At 44.1% G+C, this 18,174-nt stretch carries 10 protein-coding genes; all 10 read left to right on the top strand.

The features are described from left to right. Positions 1 to 47 precede the first annotated feature (47 nt). Positions 48 to 1,517, top strand: a complete 1,470-nt coding sequence (locus ENLAB_RS02850; protein WP_244352491.1) for an adhesive domain-containing protein — start codon at positions 48 to 50, stop codon at positions 1,515 to 1,517. Between the two features lie 14 nt (positions 1,518 to 1,531). Beyond that, positions 1,532 to 1,840: an LPXTG cell wall anchor domain-containing protein gene (locus tag ENLAB_RS02845; protein ID WP_077454631.1), complete on the top strand. Its 309-nt coding sequence runs from the start codon at positions 1,532 to 1,534 to the stop codon at positions 1,838 to 1,840. Continuing rightward, complete coding sequence (locus ENLAB_RS02840) at positions 1,837 to 2,484, top strand: WxL domain-containing protein (RefSeq protein ID WP_077454630.1); 648 nt, start codon at positions 1,837 to 1,839, stop codon at positions 2,482 to 2,484. The genes ENLAB_RS02845 and ENLAB_RS02840 overlap by 4 nt, the downstream gene beginning before the upstream one ends. A gap of 111 nt (positions 2,485 to 2,595) precedes the next feature. Continuing rightward, positions 2,596 to 3,639 carry a WxLIP family cell surface protein gene (locus ENLAB_RS02835; RefSeq protein ID WP_244352490.1) on the top strand — a complete coding sequence of 348 codons (1,044 nt, stop codon included), beginning with the start codon at positions 2,596 to 2,598 and terminating at the stop codon, positions 3,637 to 3,639. 655 nt (positions 3,640 to 4,294) lie between these two features. After that, positions 4,295 to 5,023: a LytTR family transcriptional regulator DNA-binding domain-containing protein gene (locus ENLAB_RS02830; protein WP_142973825.1), complete on the top strand. Its 729-nt coding sequence runs from the start codon at positions 4,295 to 4,297 to the stop codon at positions 5,021 to 5,023. A 28-nt stretch (positions 5,024 to 5,051) separates the two neighbouring features. Next, complete coding sequence (locus ENLAB_RS02825; protein WP_244352489.1) at positions 5,052 to 10,982, top strand: bacterial Ig-like domain-containing protein; 5,931 nt, start codon at positions 5,052 to 5,054, stop codon at positions 10,980 to 10,982. Positions 10,983 to 11,253: 271 nt separating this feature from the next. Then, positions 11,254 to 12,930, top strand: a complete 1,677-nt coding sequence (gene kdpA / locus ENLAB_RS02820) for a potassium-transporting ATPase subunit KdpA (RefSeq protein ID WP_244352487.1) — start codon at positions 11,254 to 11,256, stop codon at positions 12,928 to 12,930. A gap of 12 nt (positions 12,931 to 12,942) precedes the next feature. Continuing rightward, a complete protein-coding gene (gene kdpB / locus ENLAB_RS02815; RefSeq protein ID WP_244352485.1) occupies positions 12,943 to 14,973 on the top strand; it encodes a potassium-transporting ATPase subunit KdpB in 2,031 nt (676 codons plus the stop codon). A 41-nt stretch (positions 14,974 to 15,014) separates the two neighbouring features. Further along, positions 15,015 to 15,551, top strand: coding sequence for a potassium-transporting ATPase subunit C (locus ENLAB_RS02810; RefSeq protein ID WP_244352483.1), 537 nt, complete (start codon positions 15,015 to 15,017; stop codon positions 15,549 to 15,551). A 12-nt stretch (positions 15,552 to 15,563) separates the two neighbouring features. Then, positions 15,564 to 18,164, top strand: coding sequence for a DUF4118 domain-containing protein (locus ENLAB_RS02805; protein WP_244352481.1), 2,601 nt, complete (start codon positions 15,564 to 15,566; stop codon positions 18,162 to 18,164). Positions 18,165 to 18,174 lie beyond the last annotated feature (10 nt).

Here is an 18,174-nt window from a genome sequence, read left to right as displayed (position 1 = left end):
TTTTGAAGCAATGATCATCGTTTCGTAAAGAAAGGGTTAGAAATGGTATGGAAAGCAGAAGGAGGGAAAAACGTTTTTACAAATGGACGATCAGCCAATTAATTCTCTTTTTGACCAGCATCAGTTTCGTCAATTTGTATCTTTTAACAACGACAATAAAAGCCGAAGCAGCAGTGAATGTTTTAGATGTGGAGATTTTAAGCAATTTAACGAGTGCCAATACAAGTGGCACCTCAGTAAGCGTTCCATGGCCAGGCAGCGTGACAAATCGACCAGTGACTTTTTCGATCAAAGGCAACGGCGGGTTGAACGCTTCTGTCAATGTCAGTGGGGAAGATAAATTTGCTTTATTAGCGATCCCAGCAGAATTGAGAAATAGCATCAGTGCCAATGGATCAGCAGCCATCAAGACGTCGACCACAGTCAATATTGCCAATGTCCCACTGCTGAATGCGATCTTAACGGCACTTGATTCCTTGACCAGTTCACTAAATCTCAACCTTGGGATTGTTCAAATCGATTTGACAGCGATCAACCAGCAGATTTCTTTACTAAAGACTGTCGGAAATATCGGGAATGTAGAAATAACCAGTCCGTTGCAGTTCACCACCCAAAGAGAAGCTTTGTATACCAATATGAGTTCGAACCTTGGTGTCGTCTTAGGAACCAATGTCCCGCAAATTCTACGGAATTTAAGTACTGCAATTCAAAATACCCAGATCCGAGTAATCGGCATCGATATTGGCGGCGTCGTTCGCGCATTGCTGCAAGGGTTACTGAATACTTTGCTTAGCAGCGTGAATTCAGCGTTGAATGATTTGGCAACTGTCCAAGAACAAATGGCGGATGCAGCTGTTTTAGGAGCAACGGATGTTCAAATTCCGACGTTACTTTCAGGTCCAGGTCAGTTGACCGCAAATTGGACCGCCAATTTTTCGGCTTCTGTGTTGAAAGCAAAGCCGACGGATATCAATCTCTTGAACTTTAGTGCGCTAAATATCAGCAGTCGCCAAACTATGGTTTATTTTATGGTCGAAGCATTGACGATGGATCGGACGAATCTGCCGACTCAGCTGAATTTTGGCCGACATGCCATTCAAACGAAAAAGAGCGAGACATGGCGGGCAACCGCCAACGGCGATCAAAGCGCAATTGCTACAACTGGGATTTTACGGATCAATGATACCCGCAATCGGCAGAAAAAATGGCAAGTGAAGGTCAGACAATCCACCAATTGGGTCAATGGTACACGCACATTGCCAGCCGCCGAATTAAGAGTTCAGCTTGGAACTGTCAATTCGACCTTTACGGACGGTCGAGTGGTTTTACCTGATAATGCAACGATTGCCCTGCAGCAAAATGTCGAAAAAAATGTGGTGACGTTGGAAAATGCGGCATCGACTGGTAGACTGACTGTTAATTTTTCCCAGTTCAATTTATTTATACCTGAGAAAACACCTAAATTTCAAGGTCAGTATCGCGCCACAGTCGTGTGGACCGTTTCCGATACACCTTGAAAAGGAAAAGCAGAATGAAAAAGAATTCCCTTGTGCTACTTCTGATTTTGCTGATCGGCAGTTTCTACAGTATCGTTCCATCAGCAGTAGCCAATACGACGACCGGCAACATTGAGTTTTATGAAGGACCAACGGAAACATCTAGCAGTGATTCAATTGATGAAGAAATTGAACCACCGACCAGTCAAGAAACGGTCACTAACGCGGAAGAACCGCTGCCGCAGCTTGCAGAGGCCAATTACTTTTGGCTGCCCATAATAGGCGGATTCTTCATTAGTCTGACATTGATCTTTAGCATCAAAAAAAGGAGGACGGTAAAATGATTTCAAAGAAATACGTAGTGGGGGCATTAGGAATATTGACGACACTTAGCATCGGTGCGACAGTGCAAGCGGACGACACGACCGGTGTCGTAGAATATACCTCTGGTGGCATCGTGTTTGACCCGGATAAAGGCGGGAGTGATCCCAATACGCAGCTACCAACGAATTTAGATTTTGGTGCCCATGAGATCCAAACAGAAAATGCCGAAACGTGGGTGGCAACAACGGATGGAACTGGATTACCTGGGGATGGATCCACGCTACAAAGAGGAGCAGTTGCAGTCAGCGATAACCGAGGACAGGCGAACTCTTCTTGGGCAATCAAAGTACGGCAAGCAACCCAATTTACGGCAGGAGACAGCACGTTGGACGGTGCGGTATTAACAGTAGATATGGGTACCTTGACCAACAACTTAAGTTTGCCGCCAACCGGAACCAGTGATATTGCCAATGGCGAACTTGATTTTGCGACGATCAACAATGAATATGCTTTCTTGACCGCCAACGCTGGCGAAGGGATCGGTGAAACGTCGATGCCTCTAGAACAATTTACCCTTTCGATCCCAGCCAATACGGAAAAACAATCAGCAACCTATCAAACGACCCTCGTTTGGACGATCAGTAGTGCGCCGACGACCCCATAGGTCTGTAGCCATTGCAACACAGTTAGCAGAAAAAAAGCAGCTTGCCTAAGCGGCTGCTTTTTATGCTAGCTGGTTTTTCTTTCCTATTTTGTGTAGAAAGGATCTGACAGGATGCATCAGAAGAAAGTTCGAGGCAAAGGAATTCAGAATTGGCTAGTAAGTATTCTAATGGTCTTATTTTTCATTGGTACTAGTAGTACGGGGGCAGCAGATTCACTTGATACCTTCGATGTTCAAATCAAATTGCCAGAGTCACAGCGGGACAAAGAGTTGATGTACTATGATTTGTTGCTGGAGCCCAAGGCGGAAGAAAAACTAGCGGTCATGGTTTCCAATAAAAGCGAGCAACCAATCAATTTACAGCTATCCTTTAATCGAGCGGTCACGAACATGACTGGCGTCGTTGAGTACTCTGGGGCAAATGAAGAAGCAACGCCTTCTGCTCCATACGCGATCGAAGAACTCGTCACTTTAAGTGATGAAACCCTTTCGTTAGCTCCTAATGAGCAAAAAGAAATCACCTTGACAGTCCAGATGCCATCTGAATCCTTTGATGGGATTTTGGCAGGGGGACTATACGTACAGCAAACCGGCAGTGAAGAGTTTCAAGGGAATGTTCAAAACCTATTAGCCAGAGAAGTAGCAGTATTGCTTCGAAACAAAGAATCTGACATCCCGCCAGCGGTCCGAATTGAAGAAGCTCATTTGGAAGAGATCAATCGCCGTAATGTCATCATCATAGCGGTGGAAAATACAGCGGCCGATTATCTCAGTAAAGCTACGCTTACGTACGAAGTATTTCATGATGGGCAAGCAACCGCCATCAAAGGGGAAAAAGAGGTCCAATTAGCGCCCAATGCGTTAATGAATTACGCACTTCCTCTGGATGGAAACGAACTGCTTTCAGGAGAGTATAAAATAAAAACGACCCTCCAAGCCGCCGATCAAGAATGGCAAGGAGAGCCCACCTTCCAAGTTGCAAGACAAGAAGCACAAGAAAGAAATGAGCAAGATGTTAGTATTGAGGAGACCTCTTCACCAATCCTTCTCTATTTGTTGATTGGTGGTGTTTTATGTCTGATCATCGCCTATTTGATTTGGCATAATCGAAAACTAAAACGAGCATTAAACAAAACAGATGATAAAACCCCGTGAGCACTTATAAGAAATTCCTTACTAATTATAGAAGGAAAGAAAACAATTAAAATTCAAGGGATGCATGTAAATCAGAAGCATAAAAAAAGCAGCAAACAGGCCATTTATTGTTTAAAATAAATGGTTTTTTGTCGTGTCCATGAAGATTCGATATGGTAAATTAAGTAGAAAATTTTTTTTGATTGCATCTTGCAGCAGCTAATGATCACTTTTATTTTTATGGAAAATCTTCAGAGGAAACAGTTGATTACCCATGACCGGACTGCCCTAAGAGGAGGGTAGCTTTTTTTTGCGAAAAAATGAAGAATAAATAACAATTAATATTTTATTTGAACGAAAGTTATTTTTATGAAAATCACTAGAAATCTTGGGCAGTAGTCAGTAAGCTTTGGAATAGATAACGAGTTAAACTACTTAAAAAAACATAAGTTATTATTGTTGTTTGCGCTTTCTGACTTATAAATGTGTTAAGAAAGCAGTACGTCGGGGTCTCCTTTACTATAATAGGTTTAGACCAATTATAAAGTCTTTTCTTACTTTGTTTTTAATTTAAACTACCTTTTTTGCATAAACGTTTCGTTAATCCGTTTGAAAGTGCAAGCAGGCATTTTTAATTAAGAATACAATTAGAAATGATGTGAAAAGGAGAATTAAGATGTCTGCAAATTTGAGCAATTTCGCTGTTTATATAGTAGATGACAATTTTTTTAATGGAAATGTGATGAAAAAAATGATCACTGAAAGTCATGTTCCTTATTCTATGGTGGAGATCATTTCACCGGACGAACTAGCTTCTTTTCTTGACGGATACCTAACAGATGTGAACGATCTCTTCTTATTTTCCATTGAAATGATGGGATTTGATCGAAGCTTTCAATTAGCAGGGCGATTGAGGGAGCAGTGCAAAAAGTGTCAAATTGCTTTTTATGGTGCCTATGCGTCCAAAATCGAAATCAAGAAACTGAATCTTATCTGTCCTTTAGGAATCATCGATACAGAAGAAAAGGAGGTGGCAATGCAGCTAAGAAATTTATTAACGGAAGCGATCGAAGTCAAACGATCACTACTCGGAAAAAAGCACTTATTAAAAATCGTCAGTAAACGAGAGTTGATGGTGGTTGATGCAGAAGCAATCAACTATATTACAACGATCAAAGGAGAGCGAAACCGAATCGTATTCCATCAAAAAAAATCAGTTGAGTGCCTTGAAACTTCGTTAAAGGTCGTCAAACAGCTAGATTTGCCCGAGTATTATAAAGTATTCAAATCGTACATTATTAATGCGCGACAAATCAAAATGATTGATCGAACAAACAATGTTCTTTGCTTTTTTAATGGGGAAGAATTAGAAGTCGGGAAAAAAATTCGTAAGGCAATTAGTTAAAACTACATATATTTAGTGGAGGAAAAAAATGAAAAAGAGAAATAAACGAATTCGTCATGGCATTGTTGTTACCGCTTTAGGTCTGTCCCAAGTGATCACTCCGGTCATGGCGCTTGCGGAAACCACGGAACAGGAACAAACCATTCGTACTTTAGATAACGCAAATCATCTGCTGGAATCAACTAGCGGCGTTGCCAATGAAACAAACACAAGCGATGCGCAAACAACTGAAACTACTCAAACGGATCGTCCTTCAGAAGAAAGCGGCGAAGCAACCCCAGAGACGGATGCAGCAACAACGAGTCAAAGTGAAACGCCTGCAACAACTTCTTCAACGCATACAGCAGATACTACAGATTCGACGCAAACAAGTTCTTCAGAAACTGAATCGAAAGAGACCAAAGGAGCCGAAAAGAGTTCCCGTGTCAGCACCCGCATCAATGGACAAGAGCTTTTAGAAAAAGGCACATTACTGACGATTGCTGGTGAGGAGTTCAGTCAAACGGAAGAAACGCGGATTTTAAACAATAGTCCGGTGAAACTGAAATTAGACTTTGAAATCAATGACGAAGACTATTTAGCCGGCACCACTGCTGTTTTTGACCTGCCGGAAGGCCTTGGTTTTAGTGATATGCAAGGATCAAATGAAGCAATCAATGCTTCGTGGGTAGTAGATAGTGCCGCCCATCAATTAACGATCACCTTTAACCAATCCATTCATGATGCATCGTTTTCGATCGAGTTGACTAGTTATCTTTATTCAGAAGACAAGCCTCAGCTCACCATTGAGATCGGCGATCAAAACCAGACAAGCTACGCCATTGATTTGTATGAAGAAGTTGACCCGATTCAATATGTGTCAGAAAAAAATGTCTTTGGGATGCAAGGAATGGTCTACTACAACGTTGATCGGATGTTGTCTGGGACAGAGACCCTCTCATTGCGATTGGTTGATACACCGGGAGCAGTGTTCAAAAAGATTGAGACCCAACCGTTAAAAGTTTTCAGCTATGAGGTGGATATCAAAGGAAAGATCAAGCCAGAAACACAAACAGCCTTAGTCGAAGGGACAGACTACACGATTACCTCAGATAGTCTTTACAATACTGCTGTTGAAATCAAACAGATGGACAAACAAAAGGCTTATGGGGTTTCTTATCAATTCACCATGAGCTTGACCGCGTTGACGGATTATTCTGCTTCTTTTTCAAAAGGGTATCCGACGACCGGATTTGGTTCGGTTCAGCTAAAATCAACAGCTGCCCAAAATAGAGGGTTTTCCTTTACCGCAAAAACCAGCAAAGATGAAAAGGAAGTCGATTCTAGGTATTATATGGGGGTTGCTTCTGCCAGTTTTATGAATGGCCTTTCTAAAGGAAACTACTATGTATCAATTCATCAAATGCCGACGGAGATGAAAGCAGGCCAACAAATCATTCTTTCGAGTCAAAACGGACAGCCGATCACGGCGAAACAGTTAACAGCAAGAGACGCCTTCTATCAAAATGTGACTTTTACGGATTATTTTTCTGTCGAAAATAATGGGGACAAACTGATTGTGACCGCCACAAAAGACAGCAATCTCACTCTTGGTTCCACCAACATAACCGTACCCTTTGATCAGAAAGATATCATCCTCAATGTCTCGACACCGTTAATTGCTAATAAAGAATTCAAAATCGTTGAAGACAACTACGTCGAACCAATCAGTGTTCTTAATCCCAATAACGCTGAAACGGCTTGGGGAAATTATGATCAAAATGGTGCTTACATGAGTGATACCTCCGTTAACATCGAAGGCAGCACCTCACAACCAATCGAAAATTTACAAATGTTTATTGAACATCCAGAGTATCTTTCTTTGAGAAAGGTACCAAAAGTCAGTTTTTACTACACATTAGGAAAAGATTATACGATTGAAGAAGTAGCAGGCGGAACGATGGTCACCTTTACGTCGCCCATAACCTATTCCGTTCAATTTGATATTGGTTTCAATTACGTGCCAGATAGTTTAGCACCGACAAAATCAATTCCTAATGATACAATTCCAATCACGATTTCCGCGACGGGACTTGACACGGTTCACACCTCCGTCTATACCGGTAGGAAACTATACTCTGAACGTACGCTTCAAAGTAGTAAAAACCAATTTTTGGTCAACGCTCGTCAAGATACCATCAGTGATTTGACTGTGGAGACCCATGTCCCGAAAAACACGGAGGTTGTTTTTTCGATCATTGATGTTTCCAATGATCAAGTAAACGGCATTTATCCGCAATATTGGGATCGCGGCGCTTATAATAATCAAGCCATGAAAGAAAGCGATCCAAATTATCCGACGATCACCCATGATGAGGCAACCAACTATTACACCTTTGACTTTGGGACGACGAATCGACGCTACATCATTTCCTATCAGTACGCCAATGGTTGGCAGGAAATGAGTACGATATATGTGCCTGGTTTTGCAAAAGAGCCGTTATCAAATAATCAGCAAGGATCAGCTACCGTTTCCGTTTCCAATACAGCGACGGATATTATTGGGATTACGCAAAATACCGTGAATAATACAAAAAACATGACGCAGGTCAAGGTCACAACAAAAAATATCGATGATGGCTCGAAAAAGGTAGCCAATCCAACGATTCTTCTTAAATCATTGGGAAATACCAATGGTGAAATCGATCTAGGCTCAATCAATGTTTCGAATGTGCCAGATGACAGCTACGAAGTCAAAGAAGTTGACGGAGACGTACAGCTTGTCTTTTCAAACTATGTTCTAACGAAAAATATCGAAATCAGTTACAACGTACTTTCACAAAACGCCGGCCAAATCTCAGCTTCAGCAACGATCGTTTCTGATACGATTGATACCTTGTCGGAAGCCAAACGGACGGCTACTTCGACGGTGACTAACCTGCAATTTTCGGCAGGTGACTCAAACGGGATCATTTACAAAACTAGTGCGTCACTTGATGTTTATAATACCGAAGAACCAACTCAGAAAATTGCAGGCGTTACATTGATGCTTTGGAATCAGTTGACTGGAGATGTCATTTCTGTCGTAACAGATGAGAAGGGAGAGTATCAATTAGCTGATATTTATACGGGGACCTATACGCTTTATGTTTCCTCCGTCCCAGAAGGCTACGTTGTGCCGCAGGAGCTTCAGCGTGGTAAAGAAATCCAAGTGAATCGGACAGGCAACCAGTTCTCAGTAGGCATCACACCAGAAGAAGATTTATCAACGATCGTCACGAAAGATAGTACGATCTACGTGGGAGACGAGTGGCATGCTGCAGATAATTTTGTCTCGGCAACAGACAAGCCTGGCAATGGGATGTCCTTCTCGGAAATTACCGTCAACGGTGAGGTCGACACATCTAAAGTCGGCACTTATGAAGTCAAATACATGAATGGCAACGTGAGCGATACAGCGACAATCACCGTTGTTGCCAACCAAGAAACGGTGGCAGCCAAAGACAGCACGTTATATGTGGGCGATGCATGGACAGCAGAAGATAATTTTCTATCGGCAACGGATAAAGATGGAAACGTCTTGTCACTAACAGAAGTGACCATTATCGGTGAAGTTGACACGGATACACCAGGAGAATACCAAGTTATTTATCGTAACGGCAAAGTCGAAGCAACTGCCACGATCACGGTCTTAGCAGACCAAACTTCGGTCAAAGCCAAAGACAGTACCTTATATGTCGGTGATGACTGGCAAGCTGCTGATAACTTTGTTTCGGCAACGGACAAAACAGGAGCGAATGTCCCATTTTCAAATGTGACCGTTAGTGGAGCCGTTGATACTTCCAAAGAAGGTCAATATCCAGTGGTTTATCAAAACGGCAATCAAAAAGCAGTCGCAACAATTACGGTTGTTGCCAACCAAGCGACCGTTGTTGCCAAAGACAGCACTCTCTATGTTGGTGATTCATGGGAACTAGCAGATAACTTTGTGTCCGCAACAGATAAGTCTGGTCAAGCGCTAACCCTGGCAGATCTTACCACCAGTGGTGAAGTGGATACGAAAGTACCAGGAGAATACCAAGTAACCTATCGCAATGGCAAAGCCGAAGCAACAGCGACGATCACTGTATTGGCAGATCAAACGAGTGTCAAAGCCAAAGACAGTACCTTATATGTTGGGGATGACTGGTATGCGGTTGATAACTTTGTCTCAGCTACAGACAAAACCGGAGCGAATGTCCCATTTTCAAATGTGACCGTTAGTGGAGCCGTTGAAACTTCCAAAGAAGGTCAATATCCAGTGGTTTATCAAAACGGCAAAGTAAAAGCAACGGCGACGATTACGGTCGTTGCCAACCAAGAAACGGTAGTCGCCAAAGATAGTACGATTTACGAAGGCGATGACTGGCAAGTCGCCGACAACTTTGTGTCGGCAACAGACAAAGTCGGCAACGAAGTAAAACTGGCTGATATCACAACAGTAGGTACAGTCGACAGCGCCACACCAGGGAAATATGAAGTAATTTATCGCAATGGCAAAGCCGAAGCAACAGCGACGATCACCGTGTTAGCTGATCAAACATCAGTTAAAGCCAAAGATAGCACCTTATATGTCGGGGATGACTGGCATGCGGTTGATAACTTTGTCTCAGCCACAGACAAAACCGGAGCAAACCTACCATTTTCAGCAGTGACCGTCAGTAGCTCAGTTGATACGAGCAAAGAAGGTCAGTACAAAGTTACCTATAGCAATGGTAAAACAGAAGCTATTGCTACGATTACCGTGGTTGCCAACCAAGAAACGGTAGTTGCTAAAGACAGTACGATTTATGAGGGCGATGACTGGCAAGCCGCCGACAACTTTGTGTCGGCAACAGATAAAGACGGTAACGCAGTAAAACTGGCTGATATCACAACAGTAGGTACAGTCGATAGCGCCACACCAGGGAAATATGAAGTAATTTATCGCAATGGCAAGGCTGAAGCGAAAGCGACGATCACCGTATTGGCTGATCAAACGAGTGTCAAAGCCAAAGACAGTACTCTGTACGTCGGTGACGATTGGGAAGCTGCCGACAACTTTGTCTTAGCTACAGACAAAACGGGAGCAAATCTAACGTTTTCAGGAGTGACAGTTAGTGGCTCAGTCGATACCTCCAAAGCAGGCGAGTATCCAGTGGTTTATCAAAATGGCAATGTAAAAGCAACTGCGATGATTACCGTGGTTGCTGACCAAGAAACGGTAGTCGCTAAAGACAGTACGATTTATGAGGGCGAAGACTGGCAAGCCGCCGACAACTTTGTGTCGGCAACAGATAAAGACGGCAACGAAGTGCAACTGACTGATATCACAACAGTAGGTACAGTTGACAGCACCACACCAGGCAGATACCAAGTAACCTATCGCAACGGCAAAGCCGAAGCAACTGCCACGATCACCGTGTTGGCAGACCAGACCTCTGTGACTGTGAAAGATAGCGTGATTTATGTCGGTGATAACTGGACAGCTGCCGACAATTTTGTCTCCGCTACAGATCGTGACGGTAAGACACTTACGTTGGAGCAACTGCTGGTGGACGGTTCGGTTGATACGAAGAAAACGGGCACCTATCAAGTCAACTATTCAATCGTAACCGATGAAGCAGCAACTCCTAACTTTTTCGCACGCTTATTTGGTACTGACTCACAAGAAGCAGTCACCGCCACAGCGACGATCAAAGTCATTGAAAAAGCAGAAGAACCAGAGGAGGAAAATCAGCAACCAGAGAAAGATGATTCTGACAAAGGGCAAGAAAAACCAACGGATGCAGGTCAGCCTGGCAAACAAAGCAAAGCGACCGCAAAGGATAAACGGGTGTTACCAAAGACCGGTACAGCCATCACTCAAGGCTATTCGATTGCAGGAGCAAGCCTTGTGGCACTAGCGGGGATCTTCTTCTTTCGTAAGAAACACACGAACAAAAGCAGAAAAACGAAATAAATCGCAATGACACTAGCAGCGGCTATCCTTAATGATAGCCGCTGTTTTTGGTTTATTTTCAAAAAAAACCTGCACTGTTGCGGTTTTCTTGTCTGATAAGCAGACGTATAAAGAAGATATAAAGACTCTAGCAGAAGATTTACACTATTTTTATTTCTTTTTGCGTATGCTTACGTCATGAAGGAGTGAAGAATATGAATCTTGTTTTAGGAATAATCGGAGTGATCGTAATGATCTATCTCTTTTGGTATTTGTTTGAGGGGGGAGAACGATGAGTAGCTATTTTGTGCAAGGCTTTTTATTTTTACTGATCTTACTAGCAGCAGCGGTTCCTTTGGGCTGGTATATCAAAGAAATCATGCAAGGAAAAACACCGCGATTTGTCCGCTTTATTCAACCCATTGAACGGTTGACCTATCGAGTGATTGGTTCAGTCAGCAAAAAAGAAATGACTGCTAAAACCTATTTATTTTCAGTCTTGGTCGTCAGTGTCTTTTCCATCATCGGTTTGACCGGATTATTGATGGTCCAGCACTGGTTACCACAAGGGGCAGCCGTTGAGAATATGTCCTTTGACTTAGCATTGAACACAGCCGTCAGTTTTGTGACGAACACGAACTGGCAAGCTTACGCTGGGGAAGAATCACTGACCAATCTTTCCCAAGCATTAGGATTAACGGTGCAAAATTTCTTATCTGCGGCAGTCGGATTAGCCGTACTGTGTGCCTTGATTCGTGGGCTGCAACAAAAACAAAAACGAACGGTAGGAAATTTTTGGCAAGACATCACCCGTTCTTTGCTCTATATTCTTTTACCACTTTCATTGATTTTAGCGATCTTGCTCCTGTCTCAAGGCGTTGTCCAAACGTTGAGCAGTGGCGTTGAAGTCAATGGATTTGAAGGGGAATCCTTTTGGATGGCGCTCGGACCGGTAGCGAGTCAAATCGCCATCAAGCAATTAGGGACCAACGGCGGCGGTTTCTTTGGCGCCAACTCTGCCCATCCATTTGAAAACCCAACGATGCTCAGTAATTTTTTAGAAAACTTAGCGATCTTGTTGCTGCCAGCTGCTTTGATTTTTGCCTTTGGCTTTTGGATAAAAGAGTGGAAACAAGGACGTACGATCTTGATCACCGCAACCGTCTTTTTGATCCTGGCTTTTATTGGCGTAGTGATCAGTGAAGCCTATGGGCCGCAATTCAGTCAAGTGCTTGGGAATGCCAATTTAGAAGGCAAAGAAGTACGTTTTGGTATCGGTTGGTCGAGTCTCTGGGCAGTGAGTACCACCGCTGCTTCCAGTGGATCAATCAATGCCATGCTGGATAGTTTCACACCACTTGGGGGTGCGATCCCGATGTTCTTGATGCAGCTGGGGGAAATCATCTTTGGCGGTGTCGGTAGCGGACTTTATGGCATGATCGCTTTTCTATTATTGACGGTCTTTATCGCTGGTTTACTCGTGGGACGAACACCAGAATATATCGGCAAAAAAATCGAAGCCTTTGACATTAAAATGACGAGTATCGTTATTTTGACGCCATTGCTACTGACGCTTTTCGGGGCTATGTTGATGACCTTGCATCCTGACATCATGAGCTGGCTAACCAACCAAGGCGCCCATGGCTTTAGCGAACTGTTGTATGCAGCAACTTCTTTCAGCAACAACAACGGGAGTGCCTTTGGCGGCTTGACCGCAGATACTTTTTTCCTGAATAGTTTGGGTAGTATCTTGATGTTCGTTTCACGTTTCGTTCCCATCGCAGCCATCTTGTATCTGGCAGAAAACATGGGTGCCAAAAAGAAAACCGTTCGTAATGAAGGAACCTTGTCAACCACGAGTCCAGTCTTTGTCACGATGCTGATCATTGTGATCATCGTGATCGGTGCACTGAGCTTTTTACCAGCGATGGCTTTAGGACCAATCGCAGACTTCTTTACAACGAAATAGGAGAGAGAAAAAATGAAAAAAATCTATCAATGGGCGATCGGCGAATCCTTTAAGAAATTGGACCCTCGCCAACAAATCAAAAACCCCGTGATGTTTGTGGTTTATTTAGGGGCGATCTTGACAACCGTTTTATGTTTTCAAGAACAAACAGTCCCGTTGTGGTTTAGCATTAGTGTGACCGTCTTCTTATGGTTGACCTTGTTGTTTGCCAATTTTGCCGAAGCAGTGGCAGAAGGGCGCGGCAAAGCGCAAGCGGATAGTTTGAAGCAAGCCAAAAAAGAGATCATGACCTACAAAGTCATGTCCTTGGAAGATGTCGCCAAAGAGGCTTTTATCGAAGTCCGTTCCTCCGATTTGAAAAAAGGCGACTTGGTTTATGTTCCTTCTGGCGAACAAATTCCTGCCGATGGGGATGTCGTGGAAGGTGCTGCTTCGGTGGACGAAAGTGCCATCACAGGAGAATCAGCACCTGTCATTCGTGAATCTGGTGGTGACCGTAGTGCAGTCACCGGAGGAACCTTAGTCGTTTCCGATTACTTGGTCATCAAAGTGACCGCTGAAAATGGTCATTCTTTTTTGGATAAGATGATTGCGATGGTGGAAGGGACACAGCGGAAAAAAACACCCAATGAGATTGGCCTGCAGCTGTTCTTAGTGACACTGACCATCATCTTCTTGGCAGTTTCCATCACATTGATTCCTTTTACCGATTTTAGCAGTCAGTTATCTGGTCGGGGAACGGCGATTTCCAGTGTGATCGTGATCGCTTTATTGATTTGTCTCGCCCCGACCACGATCGGCGCCTTGATTTCCTCGATTGGGATCGCTGGAATGAGTCGTTTGACCAAAGAAAATGTCATCGCCATGAGTGGCCGCGCGATTGAAGCAGCAGGAGATGTGGATGTTTTGCTGCTGGATAAAACTGGAACCATTACTCTGGGAAACCGCCGTGCCAGTGAGTTCTTGCCAGTACCGGGGGTCACCGCCAAAGAGTTAGCAGATGCAGCGCAGTTGGCATCTTTTGCCGATGAAACGGCAGAAGGACGCAGTATCGTAATTTTAGCCAAAGAAGCCTTCAATATTCGGGAACGGGAATTTCAGCAAGCCGATGTCCATTGGATCGATTTTAGTGCCAAAACACGGATGTCTGGGATCGATTATCGTGGCGATGAGATCCGTAAAGGAGCTGCGGATACGATCAAGCAATATGTAACGGCAAAAGGGCAGACCTATCCCACTGCGTGTGACGAAATCGTAGAAAAAGTCGCTAAGGCTGGTGGGACCCCATTGGTCGTAGTGAAAAATGGCCAGGTACTCGGGGTCGTTTATTTAAAAGACATCGTGAAAAACGGCGTCAAAGAAAAATTTGCCGACATGCGCAAGATGGGCATCAAGACGATCATGATCACTGGAGACAACCCTTTGACGGCAGCTGCTATTGCTGCGGAAGCGGGCGTCGATGATTTCTTAGCCGAAGCAACACCAGAAAACAAAATGAACCTGATTCGCGAATATCAGGAAAAAGGGCATTTGGTGGCGATGACGGGGGATGGAACCAACGATGCACCCGCACTCGCCCAAGCCGATGTGGCAATGGCGATGAACACCGGTACGCAAGCAGCCAAAGAAGCGGGCAATATGATCGATCTTGATTCCAGCCCAACCAAATTACTGCAAGTAGTCCAAATTGGTAAACAGCTGCTGATGACCCGTGGGGCATTGACAACCTTTAGTATCGCGAATGATATCGCCAAATATTTCGCAGTGATTCCTGTCCTGTTTTATGCGATTTATCCAGAACTCGCAGCGCTGAATATCATGAATCTTGGCAGTCCCTTAACGGCGATTTTGTCTGCAGTCATCTACAATGCAGTCGTGATCATCGCCTTGATCCCTTTGGCGTTAAAAGGGGTCAAATACCAAGAAAAACCAGCCAGCCAAATGCTGCGGCACAATCTTGTCGTCTACGGACTAGGCGGCATCATCGCACCATTCATTTGCATCAAGCTAGTAGATTTGCTTTTATCAGCGGTTCTATTATAAGAGAAATCCATCAGCGTCAAGGAGTCATTTAGGAGGAAAACATGATGAAGAATACCCTCTTTGCCAGTATCAAATTTTTACTATTTAGTACCGTGCTATTTGGCGGTCTCTATACATTATTGGTCACCGGTGTCGGACAAGTCTTTTTTGCCCATCAAGCCAACGGCAGTCAAATCGTGGAAGACGGAGCGGTCAAAGGGTCTGAGCTACTTGCGCAACCCTTTGAACAAGCAGGTTACTTCCAAGGCCGTGATCAAACTGTTTCACAATTGTCGCCCTATGATACGACCCAAAAAAAGACTGTAGCTGAGCGGACAGCGGCGTTACTTGCAGAAAACCCAACCCAAACCAGTGTGCCGATTGATCTCGTGACCGCTTCGGGTAGTGGCGTTGATCCTGATATCAGTGTCGAAGCGGCACTTTTTCAACTGCCGCGGATCGCTGACACAAGAGGCATCGATGAACAAACAATTCATGATATAATAAACAGGAATAAAGTAGCTGATTTGTTCTCCACGAGAGAATATGTCAATATCATGGCCTTGAATCAGCAGCTCGATCAATTACCCGAAGAATAGGGGGAAGCATCTATGAGTGAAAACAACCAGCAGACGATCCCAGAAGAGATGCTGCTGCAAGCGGGCTTTGGACCTAAACGTGGCAAGCTACGGGTATTTTTCGGTTTTGCTGCCGGTGTTGGAAAAACCTATACGATGTTAACAGAAGCCCATGAGTGTTTACTCATGGGCAAAAATGTGGTGATCGGCTATATCGAACCCCACAAACGTCCCGATACCAATCGATTGCTTGAAGGGTTACCACAAGTACCATTAAAGCAATACCAGCACAAGCAATTGACCCTTTATGAGCCAGATATCGATCGACTGATCCAACTAAAACCAGATATCGTCTTGATCGATGAGTTGGCACATACCAATCCCATTGGTGCGCGAAACAAAAAACGTTACCAAGATGTCGATGAATTACTGAATGCAGGAATCACCGTCTACACGACCATCAATGTCCAGCATATCGAAAGTCTGAATGATATCGTGGAAAAGGTCACGGAAGTGGAAGTCAGAGAAACGGTCCCTGACACCTTTTTCCAGCACGCCAGCTTGCGGGTGGTGGATGTTGAACCAGACGAACTGATCGATCGATTAGAACAAGGAAAAATCTATGCCGACGAAAATGCCAAACGAGCGCTAAAAAACTTTTTTACGCCAGAAAAACTTGATCATCTGCGGGGATTAGCGATCCAAAAAGCTTCCAATCATATCAATCAAATGAACGGCGGTCGAAAACGAGTCCAAAGCAAGCTTTTGACCATCATTGATGATCGCTTGCCGAAAATGGCAGAGAAATGCATTCGTTGGACCGCCCGCTTAGCCCAAGGAGTGGGTGCCGAATGGACGGTTATCCAAGTTCGATCGTTAGATGATACACCTACCGAGGTGCCATTGGCAGAGCGTTTGGGAGCAGAAGTCATCAACATCGAAGCGGATGACAGTTTTGAGACCATCGTAGAGTATGCCAAAATGACGGGTGCCAGTGACATTATCATGGGGAAACAGGTTTCTCAGAAGTGGTTCCAAAAATTGTTTGTCGAGGATTTAGAAGACCGCTTGATTCGGCGCCTTGATGATATTGAGATCCATTTGATTCCTTTTAAAGAAAAAATGCAGCGACCACGGCTGACGTTTTCGCAATTATTTGAAGGCGGTGGTCGAGATTTCACCTTGACCTTTGGGCTGATCATGCTCGCCACCATAGTGACAGAAGGCATGCAGTACTTACATTTCGGCGATCAGAATTTGATGCTGGTTTATATCTTTTTTGTTCTCTTAGTGGCCCGTTACACGAGTGGCTATCTATGGAGTGCCATGGCATCGATCATTAGTGTCCTTTCTTACAACTGGTTCTTTGTCGAACCTTTGTATTCCTTGACGGTCTATAAAGCAGGCTATCCAATCACATTAGTGATCATGCTGATCGTTGCCTTGATGATCAGTAACTTGATGGTTCGATTGAAGACCCAAGCAGAAAATGCCAAGGAAAAAGAGCATCAAATGGAGATATTGTATGAACTGAACAAACAATACATGGAAACACGGAATGAGCAAGAAATCTATGAAAGTACGACCACCTATTTGGCACGCTTACTCCAGCGAGAAGTGGCGTTATATGACAGAGAAGGTCATTTAAGAAGTCTGCATTCATCAAGAGAAACACTGTCTCAACTGACTGGCAAGGATGAGAAAGCCGTCGCTTTTTGGGTCGTGAAAAATCAAAAAGAAGCTGGTCGCGGCACAGATACTCTGATTGGTGCCAATGGATTTTACTTGCCGATCGTTTTAAACGGTAAACCACTAGGCGCCCTTGGGGTAGAACGCAACGAGGAGCATCAGTTGGCCAATAGTCAATTGAATTACTTGCGCCTTGTGATCACCCAAATCGCGACCGTGTTGGAACAAGTCTCTCTGGCGAGTGAGAAAGAACAGATTCAATTAGAAAACGAACGGGAAAAAGTCCGCAGCAACCTACTGCGTGCGGTTTCTCATGACTTGCGGACGCCACTGACGACGATTTCCGGTATAGCCGAAACATTGAGTGAAACCGAAGGCGTGATCAAAATGGAAACGAAACAAAAACTGCTAGGGGATATCCAAAGTGAATCCCAGTGGTTGATCCGCATGGTCGAAAACTTACTGTCGGTGACCCGCATCAACTTGACAAATATGGCGGTCAAGCGCAGTGAAGAACCGATTGAAGAAATTATCGAAGCGGTTTTGACGCACCTGAAAAAAGTCTATCCGCAACAAAAAATCATCGCGAAGATGCCCGATCAGCTGATTTTTGTCAAAGTCGATCCAATCTTGATCGAACAAGCTTTGTTTAATCTGATTGAAAATGGCGTACGCCATGGAACCGCCGATACACCGATTTTCTTGCGAGTTTTTCAGGAGCAAGAAGTAGTCATTGAAATCGAAAACCAAGGGGAGATCCCCTTAGGGCAATACCAAAAAATCCAAGCGAATTTGACTAATGACACCGAAGTGCCGGTGGATTCCAAAAATGGACTAGGCATCGGATTGAGTATCGTCAAAACCATCATCCATGCCCATGAAGGCAAATTAGCAATCGAAACGAAAGCCGGCAGTACCATCTTTCGTATTTATTTAAAGCAGTAAGGAGGAAGAG

The organism is Enterococcus innesii (genome assembly GCF_022846515.1).
GTDB lineage: Bacteria > Bacillota > Bacilli > Lactobacillales > Enterococcaceae > Enterococcus_D > Enterococcus_D innesii.
Note: the sequence above shows the minus strand (reverse complement) of the source record. Positions and strands in the feature narration are given on the sequence as shown.